Source organism: Brevundimonas sp. PAMC22021, from assembly GCF_019443405.1.
Lineage (GTDB): Bacteria > Pseudomonadota > Alphaproteobacteria > Caulobacterales > Caulobacteraceae > Brevundimonas.
Genome location: NZ_CP080376.1, coordinates 1215814 through 1229077 on the forward strand (window position 1 = coordinate 1215814; position 13264 = coordinate 1229077).

Consider the following 13264-nt stretch of genomic DNA (forward strand, 5'->3'; position numbering starts at 1 on the left):
CTAGACGGCGCGTCGCGTCGCCAACAGCGGCGCGCCGCCCGCCCCGATCCATTCGGCCTCCAGGCCGAACACCTCGCGCAGGATCTCGGGTCTCAGCGCCTGCATCGGCGGACCGTCCGCGACAATCCGGCCGCCGTTTACCACCACCACGCGGTCCGCGACGCGGGCGGCGAGGCCGAGATCGTGCAGGCTGGCCAGCACGGCCGCGCCCTGATTCGCCCGCTCGCGCAGCACCTCGGCGACCAGCAGCTGAGCATCGGGATCGAGGCTCGCCACGGGTTCATCGGCCAGCAGCGCATCGGCGCCCGTGGTCAGCGCGCGCGCCAGCAGCACTCTCGCCCGCTCTCCGCCGGACATGTCGGCGACCCCGCGATCCGCCAGATGACCAATGCCCAGTCGATCCAGCGCTCGCCGCGCACGATCCAATGCGGCCTCCGTGCCAAGAAACGGCGCGCCCAAGGCGGCCACCTCCACCGCCGGCATGTTCCAGCCTATGCGGCCGTCCTGCGGGAGGTAGGCCGCGCGCTCCGCCCGCTGGCGCGTCGACAGAGAGCGCAATGGCGCGCCGCCAAGGCGCACCTCGCCTGACTCGATGACAAGCAACCCAAGCGCCGCGCGAATGACGCTCGACTTGCCCGCTCCATTCGGACCGCACAGGGCGACGACCTCTCCGGGCGCCGCCGACAGGCTGACCGTCTCCAGCACCCTCACTCGGCCGATGCGCGTCGACACGCCGCTGAGTTCGATGGCGCTCACAGCCGCCACTCCCTCGCCGCCCGCCAGGCCACCAGCGCGAACAGCGGCGCGCCGATCAGGGAGGTGAACACGCCGAGCTTCAGCTCCTGGTCCGTCGGGATCATCCGCGCCAGGAGGTCGGCGACGACCAGCATCAGCCCGCCCGTCAAGGCGGAAGGCGCAAGAATACGGCCAGGATCACCACGCACGGCGCTTCTGACCAGATGCGGCGCGGCCAGCCCCACGAAGCCGATCACGCCCGCCACCGCGACCGCCGCGCCTGTCGCCAGCGCGGTGGCGAGCAGCGCCAGCACCTTGAAGCGCCGCATGGACAAACCCGACACCGCCGCCGCCTCTTCGCCCAGCGACAGCATCCTCAAGCCTGGCGACGTACGCGCGGCCAGCACCGCTGCGACCAGAACCGCCGGGCCGACCCAGGCCACGTCGATCCAGCTGCGGTTCTGCACCGAGCCCAGCAGCCAGCTCATCACCTCGGCCGTCGCGATGGGTGACGGGGAAAGGTTGAAGATCAACGCGGTCAGGGCGCCGGCAAAGCTCGACAGGGCCACGCCGAACAGGATCAGCGCCTCAGGCGACCGGAGATGGGCGGCGGCGACCGCCAGAGCCGCACCCGCCGCCAGCGCGCCGATCAGGGCCGAGCCCTCGACGACGCCGGCCCAGGCTGCGCCGCCCGCGACGATGGCGCAGGCCGCCGCCAGCGCCGCTGTCGCCGAGACGCCCAACACGCCGGGATCGGCCAAGGGGTTGCGCAACAGGCCCTGCATCACCGCGCCGGACAAGCCCAGCGCCGCGCCGACCAGCAGGGCGCAGACCGCTCGAGGCGCGCGCACCTGCCACAGCACTTCTCCTTCGGGCGAGCCGGGTTGAGCGATCGCGGCCGCATATTGGGTCAGGTCGAAGGCGCTCTCGCCGAAGGCCACCGCCATGCCGAGCGCGATGAGGCAGCCGAGGGCGAGGCCCCACGACAGGCGATGACGCCTCATCCGCCCTTGCCCAACCGCTCGACCGCATCGGCCGCGAACCAGGCGGGACACGTCAGCAGCGATGCCGGCAGGCTGGCGACGGTCCGAGACTGAGCGGCGCGCCGAACCGATGGATGGCGACCGGCGCCGCGCCAGTCGGCTCGCGCCTGGTCGAAGAAGGCCAAAACGAAGCGCAGCGGCGGCTCCAGCACCACCCGCTCGACGCTGAACGGCTGATATCCTGGCGCCGGCGCCAGATTGCGGAGCCCCGCCGCCTTGAACACCGCATCGATCAGCGTGCCGCTTCCAGCCGTGAAGCCGCCGGCGGTCAGATACAGCGCCGATGCGGCGGGCCGAGTGTTCGCCCGCCGCAGCTTTGCGTCCATGTCGCGCACCAGCGCCTCTCCCGCGTCGTGGCGTTCCAGCGCCTGCGCCACGCGGCGGATGTTCGTGCGCACGCCGTCAAAGTCCATGGCGTCGTCCAGACTCGTCACCTTGACTCCGCCTCGCTCCAACGCGGTCAGCAATCGAGGGTCTCCGCCCCAGTAGCGGATGACGACGTCAGGCTTAAAGGTCGTGGCGGCTTCCAGCGTAGGTCGAACCTGCCGCCTGCCCTGCGCGAGACTTTTCAGGTGGGAATCGGGATCGTCTGCGCGTGGCGACAGGGCAAGCTCGGCGTCGGGCGCGAGGGCCAACGCGTACTGATCGGCGCACTGATCCAGCGACAGAACCCTCAGCGGTCTCGCGTCGACAGACGTCGCCGGGACGAGCGACAGCAGGCCCAATGCCGCCAGCCCCCGCGCCTTCACCGCCGCTGCAGTCCGGCGAACAGCGGGTCCAGTAACGTACCGACCAGCCGCTCACGCTCGGCCCACGGGAAGTAGGGTTTAGTGATCATCAATGACACGATCCCATGCCCCGCCGCCCAGATCGCCTGGGCCACCGTCGAAGGATCGCCCGCCATTCGGCCGGCCTCGACGGTTTCGCGCACGACCGCCTCGAACGCCGCGAACAGCTCGCCCCCCAACTCCTGCGCCGCGCTCTGGGCGCCCTCGCGGGCCTCCAGCGGCCGGGTCAGGTAGATCAGGCGGTAGGCGTTCGGCTGGGCGAAGCCAAAATCAATGTACGCCTCGATCATCCGCCGCAGTCGAACCTCGGGCGGCGCATCCAGCACCGCCAGTTCACGCACGCTCGCCAGCAGCATGTCGAAGGCGTCGCGGCAGATCTGGAGCAGGATTTCGCCCTTGTCGGCGAAATGCATGTAGAGGGCGGTCGAGGACAGCCCCACCTCGTCCGCGATCTTGCGGATCGTCGCGCCCTCGTAGCCGTGCTCGACGAAGATCCGCTCGGCCGCCTGCAGGATCTCGGCCCGGCGGGAATGCCCCTCCCCCTTCGGCTTTCGGGCCGAGCGCGTTGCGGGAGGGACGGTGACGGACAAGCGGGCGGGCTCCGGATCAGATCAGTCCGTGCAATAGCGGCAAGGCCATGTCGCCTGCAATCCGGCTTGCTCGATCAACCGCTTCAGCCTAGCCGTTAGCTTGGCAATGAACGGGGGCGCAATGCCGACGGTGGCGGAGGGCGCGCAGCGTCTGGGTCTGAACCGCATGCAGGGCGCCGTGGTCGCTTCTCTGCTGGGCCTGCTCGTCGCCGGCTTCTGCCTTGACCTGGGGCTGACCTGGCTCGCGCTGATGTGGCTGGGTCAGGCGCTGTTTGTCGCCTGCGCGATCTGGCGCATCGTGCTGGCGCTCGCGAGCGGCAAGGTCGAGACGACGCCGCACGAGCCGCTTTCCTGGCCGCGCTACACCGTGCTTGCGGCCTTGCACGACGAAGCGGACGTCGTTCAGCAGTTAGCCAGCCGGCTGGCGGCGATCGACTACCCCGAAGAACAGCTGCAGGGCTTTCTGGTTCTGGAGGCTCACGATCAGGCCACCATCGACGCCGCCGAAGCGGCGGAACGGCCATCCTGGCTCAACGTCCTGATCGTCCCGCCGGGAGCGCCGCGTACAAAGCCCCGCGCCCTGAACCATGCGCTGCAGTTCGCCACCGGCGACATCGTCACCATCTACGACGCCGAAGACGAACCCGATCCGCTGCAGCTGCGCGAAGCGGCGGCCCGCTTCGTCGCCGATCCCGATCTCGGCTGCGTTCAGGCGCCGTTGCGCATACGCCAGCACATGGGCCGCGAGCGAGCGCCCATGTTCGACCGCCAGTTCGCGTTCGAATATGCATCGCTGTTCGAGGTGACACTGCCGGGCATGGCGCGGCTGGGTCTGCCCTTCCCTCTGGGCGGCACCAGCAACCACATCCGCATGGATGCGCTGCGTCCGCTGGGCGGCTGGGACGCCTACAACGTCACCGAAGACGCCGATCTGGGCTTTCGGCTCTGGCGCGAGGGCTGGCGGCTGGGGATCATCCGACGCCCGACGTACGAGACCCCTCCGGGTGAGTTGGACATCTGGCTGCCGCAACGCACGCGCTGGCTGAAGGGCTATATGCAGACGCTGGGCGTCCACACCCGCTCGTTCGACGGCTTGGGGCCGAAAGGCGTGCTCGCTCTCGCCATGACGTTGGGGGCGGCCCTGATCTCGGCCGCCGCTCATGCTACGGCGCTTGGGTGGCTCGTGTCGGCGGTGCTTATCGCGCTGGTGGCGGGCGTCTCGCCGGCGACGCCGGTGGTGGCGCTCAGCGTGCTGTTCGGCGGCGTCGCATCCGCCTGGATCTCCTGCGCGCTCGGCGCGCGACGTGCAGGTTTGACGTACGGGGTGAAGGACATGGTCAGCGCTCCGGTCTACTGGTCCATGCTGACCCTGGCGTTCGGCCACGCCGCCTGGCGGCTGATCTCCGAGCCCTTCGTCTGGGACAAGACTCCCCACCGGCGGGAAGATCGCGGCGAGGAGAGCGCAAGCCCCACCTCAGCGATCAATGGCGCCGACGCTGGACGGCGGGCCGCCTGAACGCCTATGGGGCGGCCATGCCCGTCGTCCTGTCGCCCACGCCCGAAACGCTCGTCACCCGAGGCTGGGAAGACTACGCCCTGCTCGATTCCGGTGATGGAAAGAAGCTGGAGCGCTACGGCCGCTTCACCGTGGTTCGACCGGAACCCCAGTGCCTGTGGTCACCGCGCGATCCTGCAGCCTGGGAACAGGCGGACGCGGTGTTCGATCCGGAGGACGAGGACGAGGCCGGGCGCTGGCGCTTCCGACCTGGCGCCGCCAGGACTGAGGCCTTTCCCCTGTCCTGGAGGCAGGCGCGCTTCACTGGCCGATTTACCCCGTTCCGGCACCTGGCCTTTTTCCCAGAGCAGGCGGCTAATTGGGAATGGATGGACGCGCGCGTCAGAAGGCTCGAGCGGCCGCGCATCCTCAACCTGTTCGGCTACACCGGCGTGGCGACCCTGGCGCTCGCGGCGGCCGGAGCGGAGGTGACGCACGTCGACGCCTCCAAGAAGTCCGTGGCCTGGGCCCGCGAGAACGCGGAGCAGTCCGGACTGGCGGATCGGCCCATCCGCTGGATCGTCGAGGATGCGCGCAAATACGTGGCGCGAGAGGTGAAGCGCGGATCGAAGTACCACGGCGTCGTGCTGGACCCGCCCAAGTACGGGCGCGGACCGACGGGCGAGGTCTGGCGGCTGTTCGAGGACCTTCCCGGGCTGCTCGCCGACTGCGCCGCCCTGTTGGGGGAAGACGCCGACTTCCTGCTGCTGAACGCCTATGCGGCGAGGATTTCCGGCCTGTCGCTGGCGCACCTGATGAAGTCCGCGATGCCTGACCGCGAAGGGTGGATCGACTGGGGTGAACTGGCGCTCTCCGAAGAGGGGGCCGACCCTCGCGCTATCGGCCTCTCCTTCTTCGCGCGGTGGAGCGGACGATGAGCGACGACCGCCTGATCACCTCCCTGACCAACGACACGGTCAAGGCCGTGCGCGCCCTGCACATGCGCAAGCAGCGCGACGCGACCGGGACCTTTCTCGCCGAGGGGTTGAAGTTCATTGGAGAAGCGCTGGATCAGGGCCATGCGCCGCGATTGCTGCTGGTGGGTCAGGACGCACGGCCCCACCCGTTGCTGGATCGTGCTCGCGCCGAGACTACGAAGGCCGGCGGCGAGGTGGTGCTGGTCACCCATCCCATTCTCGAAAAGATCAGCCGACGCGAGAACCCGCAGACGGTGCTGGCGGTGTTCCAGCAGACCTACATCCCGCTGGACCAACTAGACGCTTCACGCTCCCCCTGCTGGATCGCGTTGGAGCAGGTGCGCGATCCCGGCAATCTGGGCACCATCATCCGCACGGCGGATTCAGCCGGATGCGGCGGGGTGATCCTGATCGGCGACTGCGTCGATCCCTTCTCGGTCGAGGCCGTGCGCGCGACGATGGGATCGGTGTTCGCCGTCTCGATCACCCGCACCACGACAGACGCCTTCCTGGCGTGGCGGGAACGCTGGGGCGGCAGCATCGTAGGCACGCGTCTGGACGCCAGCGCCCACTACCGATCGGTTGATCTAAAGGCGCCGGCGCTGATCCTGATGGGCAACGAACAGGCGGGCCTGACCGACCAGCTGGCTGCCGCCTGCGACGTCAACGTCAAGATCCCGATGCGCGGGCGGGCCGATAGCCTGAACCTGGCGGTGGCAACGGGCGTCATGACCTACGCGGTCACAGACGCCTTGATGACGTAAGGCTCAGGTCCCTCGCGGCTTGGCGCGCGTCGTGGGCGGCGCTGCGGCAGGATCTTCAGGCCAGGGATGGCGAGGATAACGCCCGCGCATCTCGGCGCGCACCGCCGCCCACGACCCGGCCCAAAACCCCGGCAGGTCTCGGGTGACCTGCACCGGCCGCCGCGCCGGCGACAGCAGCGCCAGCGTCAGAGGCGTTCGACCGCCGGCTACGGTCGGATGGCGCGTCACCCCGAACAACTCCTGCACCCGGATTTCCACGCGCGGACCGCCCTCTGCGGCATAGTCGATGGCGGCCGATCCCAGCGGCGTCGCCAGGCGCGCCGGCGCCAGCTCGTCCAGCCGCCGTTGCAGGTCCCAAGGGACGAGCGCCCGCAATCCTTCCGTCAGCTTCGCGTCCGAAATGGCGTCCAGCCCTTGCGCCTCTTCGATCAACGGCCAGAGCCAGGTCTCGCGCGCCTTCACCAGGCCTTCGTCCGACACGTCCGGCCATTCGGGCGAGAGTGCGTGAAGAAAGCCGAGCCGGGCGCGCAAGGCCGTGCTGGTCTCGCCCCAGCGCAAGGCGCCCGGCCCACGTGCTTCGAACTCCTGCCGCAGCGCCTTGGTCAAGGTCGCGCGAGCCGGCGGGCCTATGACCTTGTCATCGAGGATGATGGAGCCCAGCCTCCGGATACGCCGCAAGGTCGCCCGGCCCGACGGTTCGCGCGTCAGCCGATCCTCAGCGACGATCAGGTGACGGAAGTCGCGTTCGATCCGTTCTGCATCGAGGCCGGCGGCAAGTCTCACCCGGTCGCGCACGTCTCCGCCGCCCAGATCCGCCACCGCCAGCCAGGGCTCCGCCGCCAGCCGCTCGGCCGCGTCGACCGAGGCGCCGCGACCGCTAGACAGCAGGAACTCCCCGGCACGTCCCTTGGATCGCGCGATCCTTTCGGGGAAGGCGTGGGCCAGCAAGACGGCGGGATCGACCTCGCCGTCCTTGCCGCCCCCGGCCGCGCGCGCCCAACGATCCGCCAGCTTTTGGGCGTCACGGGCGCGCGGAGATCGGTCCCGCTCCAACCCCGCCAGCCGCTCACCCAGATCGATCGCGGAACCGCCCAGGCCCGGTTCGCTCAGAATCGCGGCGATCCTTGCACCCAGCACGGCGTCTCCCGCGTCGGACGCCGCCGCCGCCATGTGGGCCAGGCGCGGAGTCAAAGGTATCCGGGTCAGGCGATGTCCGTGCGGCGTCAGCAAGCCCTCGTCGTCCAGTGCGCCCAGCCGGTTAAGGACCGCGCGCGCCTCGGCCAACGCGCCGGCGGGCGGGGCGTCCAGGAACGCCATGCCGTCTGTGGATCTCGCGCCCCACCTGGCGAGGTCCAGCGCAAAGCCCGTCAGATCGGCCTCCACGATCTCCGGCCGCTGGTGCGGGACCAGGCCCCTCGTCTGCGCTTCGTCCCACAGCCGGTAGCAGACGCCGGGCTCGGTCCGGCCTGCCCGCCCGCGTCTCTGCTCGGCCGAGGATCGGCTGACCCGCACGGTGGCCAGGCGCGTCAGACCGCTCGCGGGTTCAAATCGCGGCACGCGCGACAGGCCGCCGTCGATCACCACCCGCACGCCTGCGATGGTCAGGCTGGTTTCCGCCACCGAAGTCGCCAGCACCACCTTGCGGCGTCCGGGCGGCGCGGGCTCGATGGCGCGATCCTGCTCGGCGCGGTCCAGCCCGCCGTAGAGCGGCGTCACCTGAACGGCGGGATGGCGCAGCCGCTCACCCAGCAGGCGGGCCGTTCGGTGGATTTCGCCCTGTCCAGGCAGGAAAACCAGAATGGAGCCGGTCTCTTCGCCCAGCGCGGTCAGGCAGGCCTGCGTCACCGCCTCTTCGAATCGCTCGGCCGGGTTTCGCCCGAGATAACGGGTCTCGACCGGATGGACCCGGCCCTGCGCCTCGATCACCGGCGCGGGTCCGTCCGCACCGGTCAGCAGCCGCGACACCCCAGCCGTATCCAGCGTCGCCGACATCACCAGAAGCCGCAGGTCCGGTCGCAGCAGCCCCTGCGTTTCTCGCGCCAGCGCGAGGCCCAGATCGGCGTCCAGGCTTCGCTCGTGAAATTCGTCGAACAGCACGGCGCCGACACCCTCCAGGCCCGGATCGTCCAGGATCATGCGGGTGAAGACGCCCTCGGTGATCACCTCGATCCGCGTGTCGGCGCTGATGCGGCTCTGAAGCCGGGTACGATAGCCGACCGTTGCGCCGGCCTGCTCGCCCAGGGTCTCGGCCATCCGGTCGGCAGCCGCTCGAGCGGCGATGCGCCGCGGCTCCAGCACCAGAATTTTGCCGGCGCCCAGCCAACCCGCGTCCAGCAGCGCCAGCGGCACGACCGTGGTCTTGCCTGCGCCGGGCGGCGCCGCCAGCACGGCCGTGTTCCCCGCCTCGAGCGCGGCCTTCAGCGGGTCAAGAACGTCATGGATCGGCAACATCGCCCGCCCATAGCGTGGCTTGGAGGCATCAAGAAAGCGTCTCGGCCGTGTCGTCTGCGCGTCATTCGCGTTGCGCGTCGCCTCAACGGTGTCTAGCGTCGCCGCCAGTCAGGCGTTCCGGGGAGGGACGCCCATTTCGGGGATTGCGACTTCATGTCCGCAGACGGCGTTAGATCCGGCGGCAGCCGGCTTCTTCTCAAGAAATCCATCAGCCAGATTCAGCGCGAGGCCGCTCGGGGCGAACTGAAGCGCACGCTCGGCCCCATCAATCTGATGAGCCTGGGCATCGGCGCCATCATCGGCGCGGGCATTTTCGTTCTGACCGGGCAGGTGGCCTCGGCCAACGCCGGCCCGGCGATCATGCTGTCCTTCGTGGTCGCAGGCATCGCCTGCGGTCTGGCCGGCCTGTGCTACGCCGAACTGGCGTCGACCATGCCGGTGTCGGGCTCGGCCTATACCTACGCCTACGGCACGCTGGGCGAAGTCGCGGCCTGGATCATGGGCTGGCTCCTGGTGCTCGAATACGGCGTCGCGGCCTCGACGGTTGCCGTGGGCTGGTCAGGCTATGTGGTTTCGATCCTGCATGACTTCGGCCTGTCGGATCAGTTGTTCCCCGCCATCGCCTATGCCGGCGGCGAGGGTGAGCGTTGGGCCACCCCCGCGATCCAGTTCGTCCAGAGCGCCGGCGGCGCGGCCTTCCCCTTCACCGGCACCTTCAACCTGGTGGCGGCCGTCGGCATCGCGGCGGTTTGCGCCCTGCTGGTGCTTGGCGTCAGCGAATCGGCGAACATCAACAACGCCATCGTCGTCATCAAGATCATCGTCCTGCTGACCTTCATCGTCGTGGGCGTGGGCTACATCAATCCGGAAAACTGGGTTCCCTTCATCCCTGAAGCGACCGGTCAGCCCGGCCAGTTCGGGGTTGGCGGCATCTTCCGCGGCGCTGCGATCATCTTCTTCGCCTATGTCGGCTTTGAAGCGGTCTCGACGGCGGCGGCCGAGGCCAAGAACCCGTCCAAGGACGTGCCGGTCGGCATCCTGGGCGCCTTGGTCGTCTGCACCATCATCTACATGGCGGTGGCCGCCGTGATGACGGGCGTGGTGCCCTATCTGGAGCTGGCCTCCCCCGCCCCGATCGCCGTCGCCATCGACCGGATGGGTCTGGAATGGGCCAATGTGCCGCTGGCCACCGCTGAAGGCGGACAGCTGAACCTGATCAGTTTCCTGATCAAGATCGGCGCGATCACTGGCCTGTCCTCGGTCATGCTGGTGCTGTGCTATGGCCAGACGCGCATCTTCTACACCATGGCGCGCGACGGTCTGCTGCCGCGAGCCTTCTCGGTAGTGCACCCGAAGTTCCGCACGCCGTGGATCGGCACCATCGTGCTGGGCGTGCTGATCGCCATCGCGGCGGCCTTCCTGCCGATCTCGATCCTGGGCGATCTGGTGTCGCTGGGCACCGCCACGGCCTTCTCGATCGTGTGCCTCAGCGTGATCTATCTGCGGATCAAGCATCCCGACCTGCCCCGTCCGTTCCGCGTGCCGGGCGGCATCGTCACCGCCGTGCTCGGCATCTGCGCCTGCCTGTTCCTGGCCTATCAGAACCTGGCGCCGATGATTCAGCACGCGCTGGAGGACAATCCCCTGCCTCTGACCCTGCTGGGCGTCTATGCGGTGGTCGGCGCCCTGATCTACGCCGGCTATGGCTTCTGGAACTCGAAGCTCGCCAAGGGCATCGACATCTCCGAGGACCCGACCATGAACTCGCCGGTCGACGCCCTGGCGCACGGCGTGGACAATCAGAAGGACTGACGATCGATCCGTCCGAAAAGACAAAGGCCCCGGAGCGATCCGGGGCCTTTTTCATGTTCTGTCTGGATTGGTGCGGATGAGAGGACTCGAACCTCCACGCCTTGCGGCGCTGGAACCTAAATCCAGTGCGTCTACCAGTTCCGCCACATCCGCATGCAGGCAGGACGCCGCCAATAGGCGGTTCGCCGCCCCGCTGCAAGCGGTCAGCGACCGGCCACCAGGACGTTGCGCACGGTGCGGCCGATGGGATCTCGCGATCGCCAGGTCGAGCCGACGCCGGCCGTGACCATGGCGGTGCAGAAGCGGCCGATGATCATGCGCGGCCTGATCTCGTTCAGGCACACGCGCTCACCATCCTGGCGCCAGCGCGCGTTGATCTTGCGGCCGTCGGACCAGACCGCAGAATAGCGTCCGTCCGGTTCGAAGAAGTGCTTGACCCAACCGCCGTCGGGATAGTGCGACACCACTGTGTTGCCGAACGCATGGGACATGTCCGCCCGCGCGGGCGACGCGAGCCCGCTCATCAGCATCGCCGCGCATGCGGCAGCCGCGCAAATCTTCATCGATCCCTCCGCCCTCCAGCGGAGCAATAGACGCGCAAACCTGCGTCCGGGTTCCAGGTCGATAAGCGCAACAATGACTTAGATCGGGAGAAGATGGTCGGAGTGGCAGGATTCGAACCTGCGACCCCCGCGTCCCGAACGCGGTGCTCTACCAGACTGAGCCACACTCCGACATCGGATCGGACCGTCGCGAGGACAGCTTCCGTATCGAGGAGGCGGCTTATAGCGACGCCGCCAAACGCTCGCAAGCGCCTATTCCGCCGCCGGTGAAATAGTCTTCGCCACCCCGAAAAATGTCGTCATAGAGGGTGTTGCATCCGCCGATAGCTTGGCGTATTCGACCGCTCCCCGGCGCTGACGCGCTGGCGGAACACCGGACCTGCTGGGGAATGGTGTAATGGTAACACTCCGGTTTTTGGTACCGTCATTCTAGGTTCGAGTCCTAGTTCCCCAGCCATCCTCCTTCTCTGACATCAGGCGTCGTTGGCGGCTTGCGCCACGAGGGCCAGGTGCGCGCCGACCGCCTCTATGCGGCGCTCACCCAGGGCGCGCCTGCGGACCAGCAGTTCCGGCGATCCCGCGTCGTAGTCCTGCATCAGCCGCTGGACAAAGGCGCCGGAACGCACCTCGGCCAGCACCTGGTCCATGGCGGCGCGCGCGGGTTCGCCGATGATGCGCGGCCCCGTGCCATAGGCCCCGAACTCGGCGGTGTTGGAGATGCGTCCGAACGCTCCGGCGATGCCGCGATCATGCATCAGATCGACCACCAGCTTCAGCTCGTAGAAGCACTCGAACCAGGCGACCTCCGGCGGATAGCCGGCGTCCACCAGCTTGGAAAAAGCGGCGTCGACCAGCTCGGCGGTCCCGCCGCACAGCACCACCTGCTCGCCGAACAGATCGCTTTCGCACTCGTCCTTCATCGTGGTCTCAAGGATGCCCTTGCGCCCGCAACCCAGCGCCGCCGCATAGGACAGCCCGAGCGCATGCGCCCGACCACTGGCGTCCTGGTGCACGCCGAACAGGCAGAAGACCCCCTCGCCCTGTTCGTACAGGTCCCGGATGCGCGGCCCGATGCCCTTGGGCGACGCAAGGATGACGTCCAAGTCGGGGCGCGGCTCGACCAGCCCGAACCGTACCGACAGGCCATGGGCGAAGACTAGTGCCGCGCCGGGCCGGATCGCCGGCTCGAGTTCGTCGCGCCAGAGGTCGCGATGGCCTTCGTCCGACACCATGACGGCGACCACATCCGCCTGCGCCGCCGCCTCCCCCGCCGTCGTCACGCGAAAGCCGTCCGCCTCCGCCTGGGCTCGTGTCGCCGAACCCGCTCTCAGCCCCACGACGATGTCGGCGACGCCTGAATCGCGCAGATTCAGCGCATGGGTGCGGCCTTGGCTGCCGTAGCCGATCACGGCCACGCGCTTGCCCTGGATGATCGACAGGTCGCAGTCACGGTCATGGAAGACGGGAAGCGGATTGGGTAGGGTCTGGGTCATGAGCACAGACATAGCGCCCTCTGACGTCGTCGCCTTCTGGAAAGAGGCAGGACCCGCCAAGTGGTTCGCCAAGGACGACGCCTTCGACGCCGCGTTCCGCGAGCGATTTGAGACGGCGCACTTTGCGGCCGCCAGACGCGAACTGGATGGCTGGATGCAATCGGCCGAGGGCGCGCTGGCCCTGATGATCCTGCTGGACCAGTTTCCCCGCAACGTCTTTCGCGGAACCGGCCACGCCTTCGCCACCGATCCGCTGGCGTTGAGCCTGGCGAACCAAGCGCTGGCCGACGGCTTCGATCAACAGACGGAAATGGCGCTGCGGCGCTTCTTCTACCTGCCTCTTCAGCATTCAGAGGCGATGGCGGATCAGGATCGGGCGCTTGCGCTGTCCCAGGCGCTGGACCGTCCGGCCGACGACCGTTGGGCCGAGCATCACCATGGCGTCATCGCCCGCTTCGGCCGCTTCCCTCATCGCAACCGGGCGCTCGGTCGCGAGACGACGCCGGAGGAGCAGGCGTTTCTCGCGCAGGACGGCTTTACCGGCTGATAGCTG

The 13264-nt window shown here is 68.6% G+C and carries 12 protein-coding genes and 3 tRNA genes; 6 read left to right on the forward strand and 9 right to left on the reverse strand.

Annotated elements, in window-relative coordinates:
• The 4 genes from KY493_RS05960 to KY493_RS05975 are packed head-to-tail and all read right to left on the reverse strand — an operon-like array spanning position 1 to position 3156.
• Positions 1-756 carry an ABC transporter ATP-binding protein gene (locus KY493_RS05960; RefSeq protein ID WP_219898048.1) on the reverse strand — a complete coding sequence of 252 codons (756 nt, stop codon included), beginning with the start codon at positions 754-756 and terminating at the stop codon, positions 1-3.
• The gene (locus KY493_RS05965; RefSeq protein ID WP_219898049.1) at positions 753-1739 is read right to left on the reverse strand and encodes an iron ABC transporter permease; all 987 of its coding nucleotides are present in this window, start codon (positions 1737-1739) and stop codon (positions 753-755) included. Before KY493_RS05965 ends, KY493_RS05960 begins: the two co-directional genes overlap by 4 nt.
• Entirely contained in the window at positions 1736-2527 is a 792-nt protein-coding gene (locus KY493_RS05970; RefSeq protein ID WP_219898050.1) for an ABC transporter substrate-binding protein, read from the reverse strand. The genes KY493_RS05965 and KY493_RS05970 overlap by 4 nt, the downstream gene beginning before the upstream one ends.
• Entirely contained in the window at positions 2524-3156 is a 633-nt protein-coding gene (locus KY493_RS05975; RefSeq protein WP_219898051.1) for a TetR/AcrR family transcriptional regulator, read from the reverse strand. Before KY493_RS05975 ends, KY493_RS05970 begins: the two co-directional genes overlap by 4 nt.
• A gap of 106 nt (positions 3157-3262) precedes the next feature.
• Here KY493_RS05975 and KY493_RS05980 point away from each other — a divergent pair, with 106 nt between their 5' ends.
• From KY493_RS05980 to KY493_RS05990, 3 genes are read left to right on the forward strand one after another with little or no spacing between them, the layout of a single operon-like run.
• Entirely contained in the window at positions 3263-4672 is a 1410-nt protein-coding gene (locus tag KY493_RS05980; protein WP_255568065.1) for a glycosyltransferase family 2 protein, read from the forward strand.
• Between the two features lie 17 nt (positions 4673-4689).
• On the forward strand, positions 4690-5589 hold the full coding sequence (locus KY493_RS05985; RefSeq protein WP_219898052.1) for a class I SAM-dependent methyltransferase: 900 nt from the start codon (positions 4690-4692) through the stop codon (positions 5587-5589).
• Positions 5586-6392 carry an RNA methyltransferase gene (locus KY493_RS05990; RefSeq protein WP_219898053.1) on the forward strand — a complete coding sequence of 269 codons (807 nt, stop codon included), beginning with the start codon at positions 5586-5588 and terminating at the stop codon, positions 6390-6392. The genes KY493_RS05985 and KY493_RS05990 overlap by 4 nt, the downstream gene beginning before the upstream one ends.
• 3 nt (positions 6393-6395) lie before the next feature.
• Here the strand turns inward: KY493_RS05990 and hrpB are convergent, their stop codons facing one another.
• Positions 6396-8843, reverse strand: a complete 2448-nt coding sequence (hrpB, locus tag KY493_RS05995) for an ATP-dependent helicase HrpB (RefSeq protein ID WP_219898054.1) — start codon at positions 8841-8843, stop codon at positions 6396-6398.
• Between the two features lie 153 nt (positions 8844-8996).
• On the opposite strand from hrpB, the gene KY493_RS06000 reads away from it, so the two are divergent.
• Positions 8997-10655 (forward strand): amino acid permease, encoded by a 1659-nt coding sequence (locus KY493_RS06000; protein WP_219898055.1) that lies wholly within the window; start codon positions 8997-8999, stop codon positions 10653-10655.
• Positions 10656-10723: 68 nt separating this feature from the next.
• Here the strand turns inward: KY493_RS06000 and KY493_RS06005 are convergent.
• From KY493_RS06005 to KY493_RS06015, 3 genes are all read right to left on the reverse strand, one after another.
• Positions 10724-10808: transfer RNA gene (locus tag KY493_RS06005), tRNA-Leu, on the reverse strand.
• A gap of 50 nt (positions 10809-10858) precedes the next feature.
• A complete protein-coding gene (locus tag KY493_RS06010) occupies positions 10859-11179 on the reverse strand; it encodes a hypothetical protein (protein ID WP_255568066.1) in 321 nt (106 codons plus the stop codon).
• A gap of 133 nt (positions 11180-11312) precedes the next feature.
• Positions 11313-11389, reverse strand: a tRNA-Pro gene (locus tag KY493_RS06015).
• A gap of 212 nt (positions 11390-11601) precedes the next feature.
• On the opposite strand from KY493_RS06015, the gene KY493_RS06020 reads away from it, so the two are divergent.
• A tRNA-Gln gene (locus tag KY493_RS06020) sits at positions 11602-11675 on the forward strand.
• 16 nt (positions 11676-11691) lie between these two features.
• Here the strand turns inward: KY493_RS06020 and ilvC are convergent.
• A complete protein-coding gene (gene ilvC / locus KY493_RS06025) occupies positions 11692-12711 on the reverse strand; it encodes a ketol-acid reductoisomerase (RefSeq protein ID WP_219898057.1) in 1020 nt (339 codons plus the stop codon).
• Between ilvC and KY493_RS06030 the strand changes: the two genes are divergently transcribed.
• On the forward strand, positions 12710-13258 hold the full coding sequence (locus tag KY493_RS06030; RefSeq protein WP_219898058.1) for a DUF924 family protein: 549 nt from the start codon (positions 12710-12712) through the stop codon (positions 13256-13258). The genes ilvC and KY493_RS06030 overlap by 2 nt on opposite strands.
• Positions 13259-13264 lie beyond the last annotated feature (6 nt).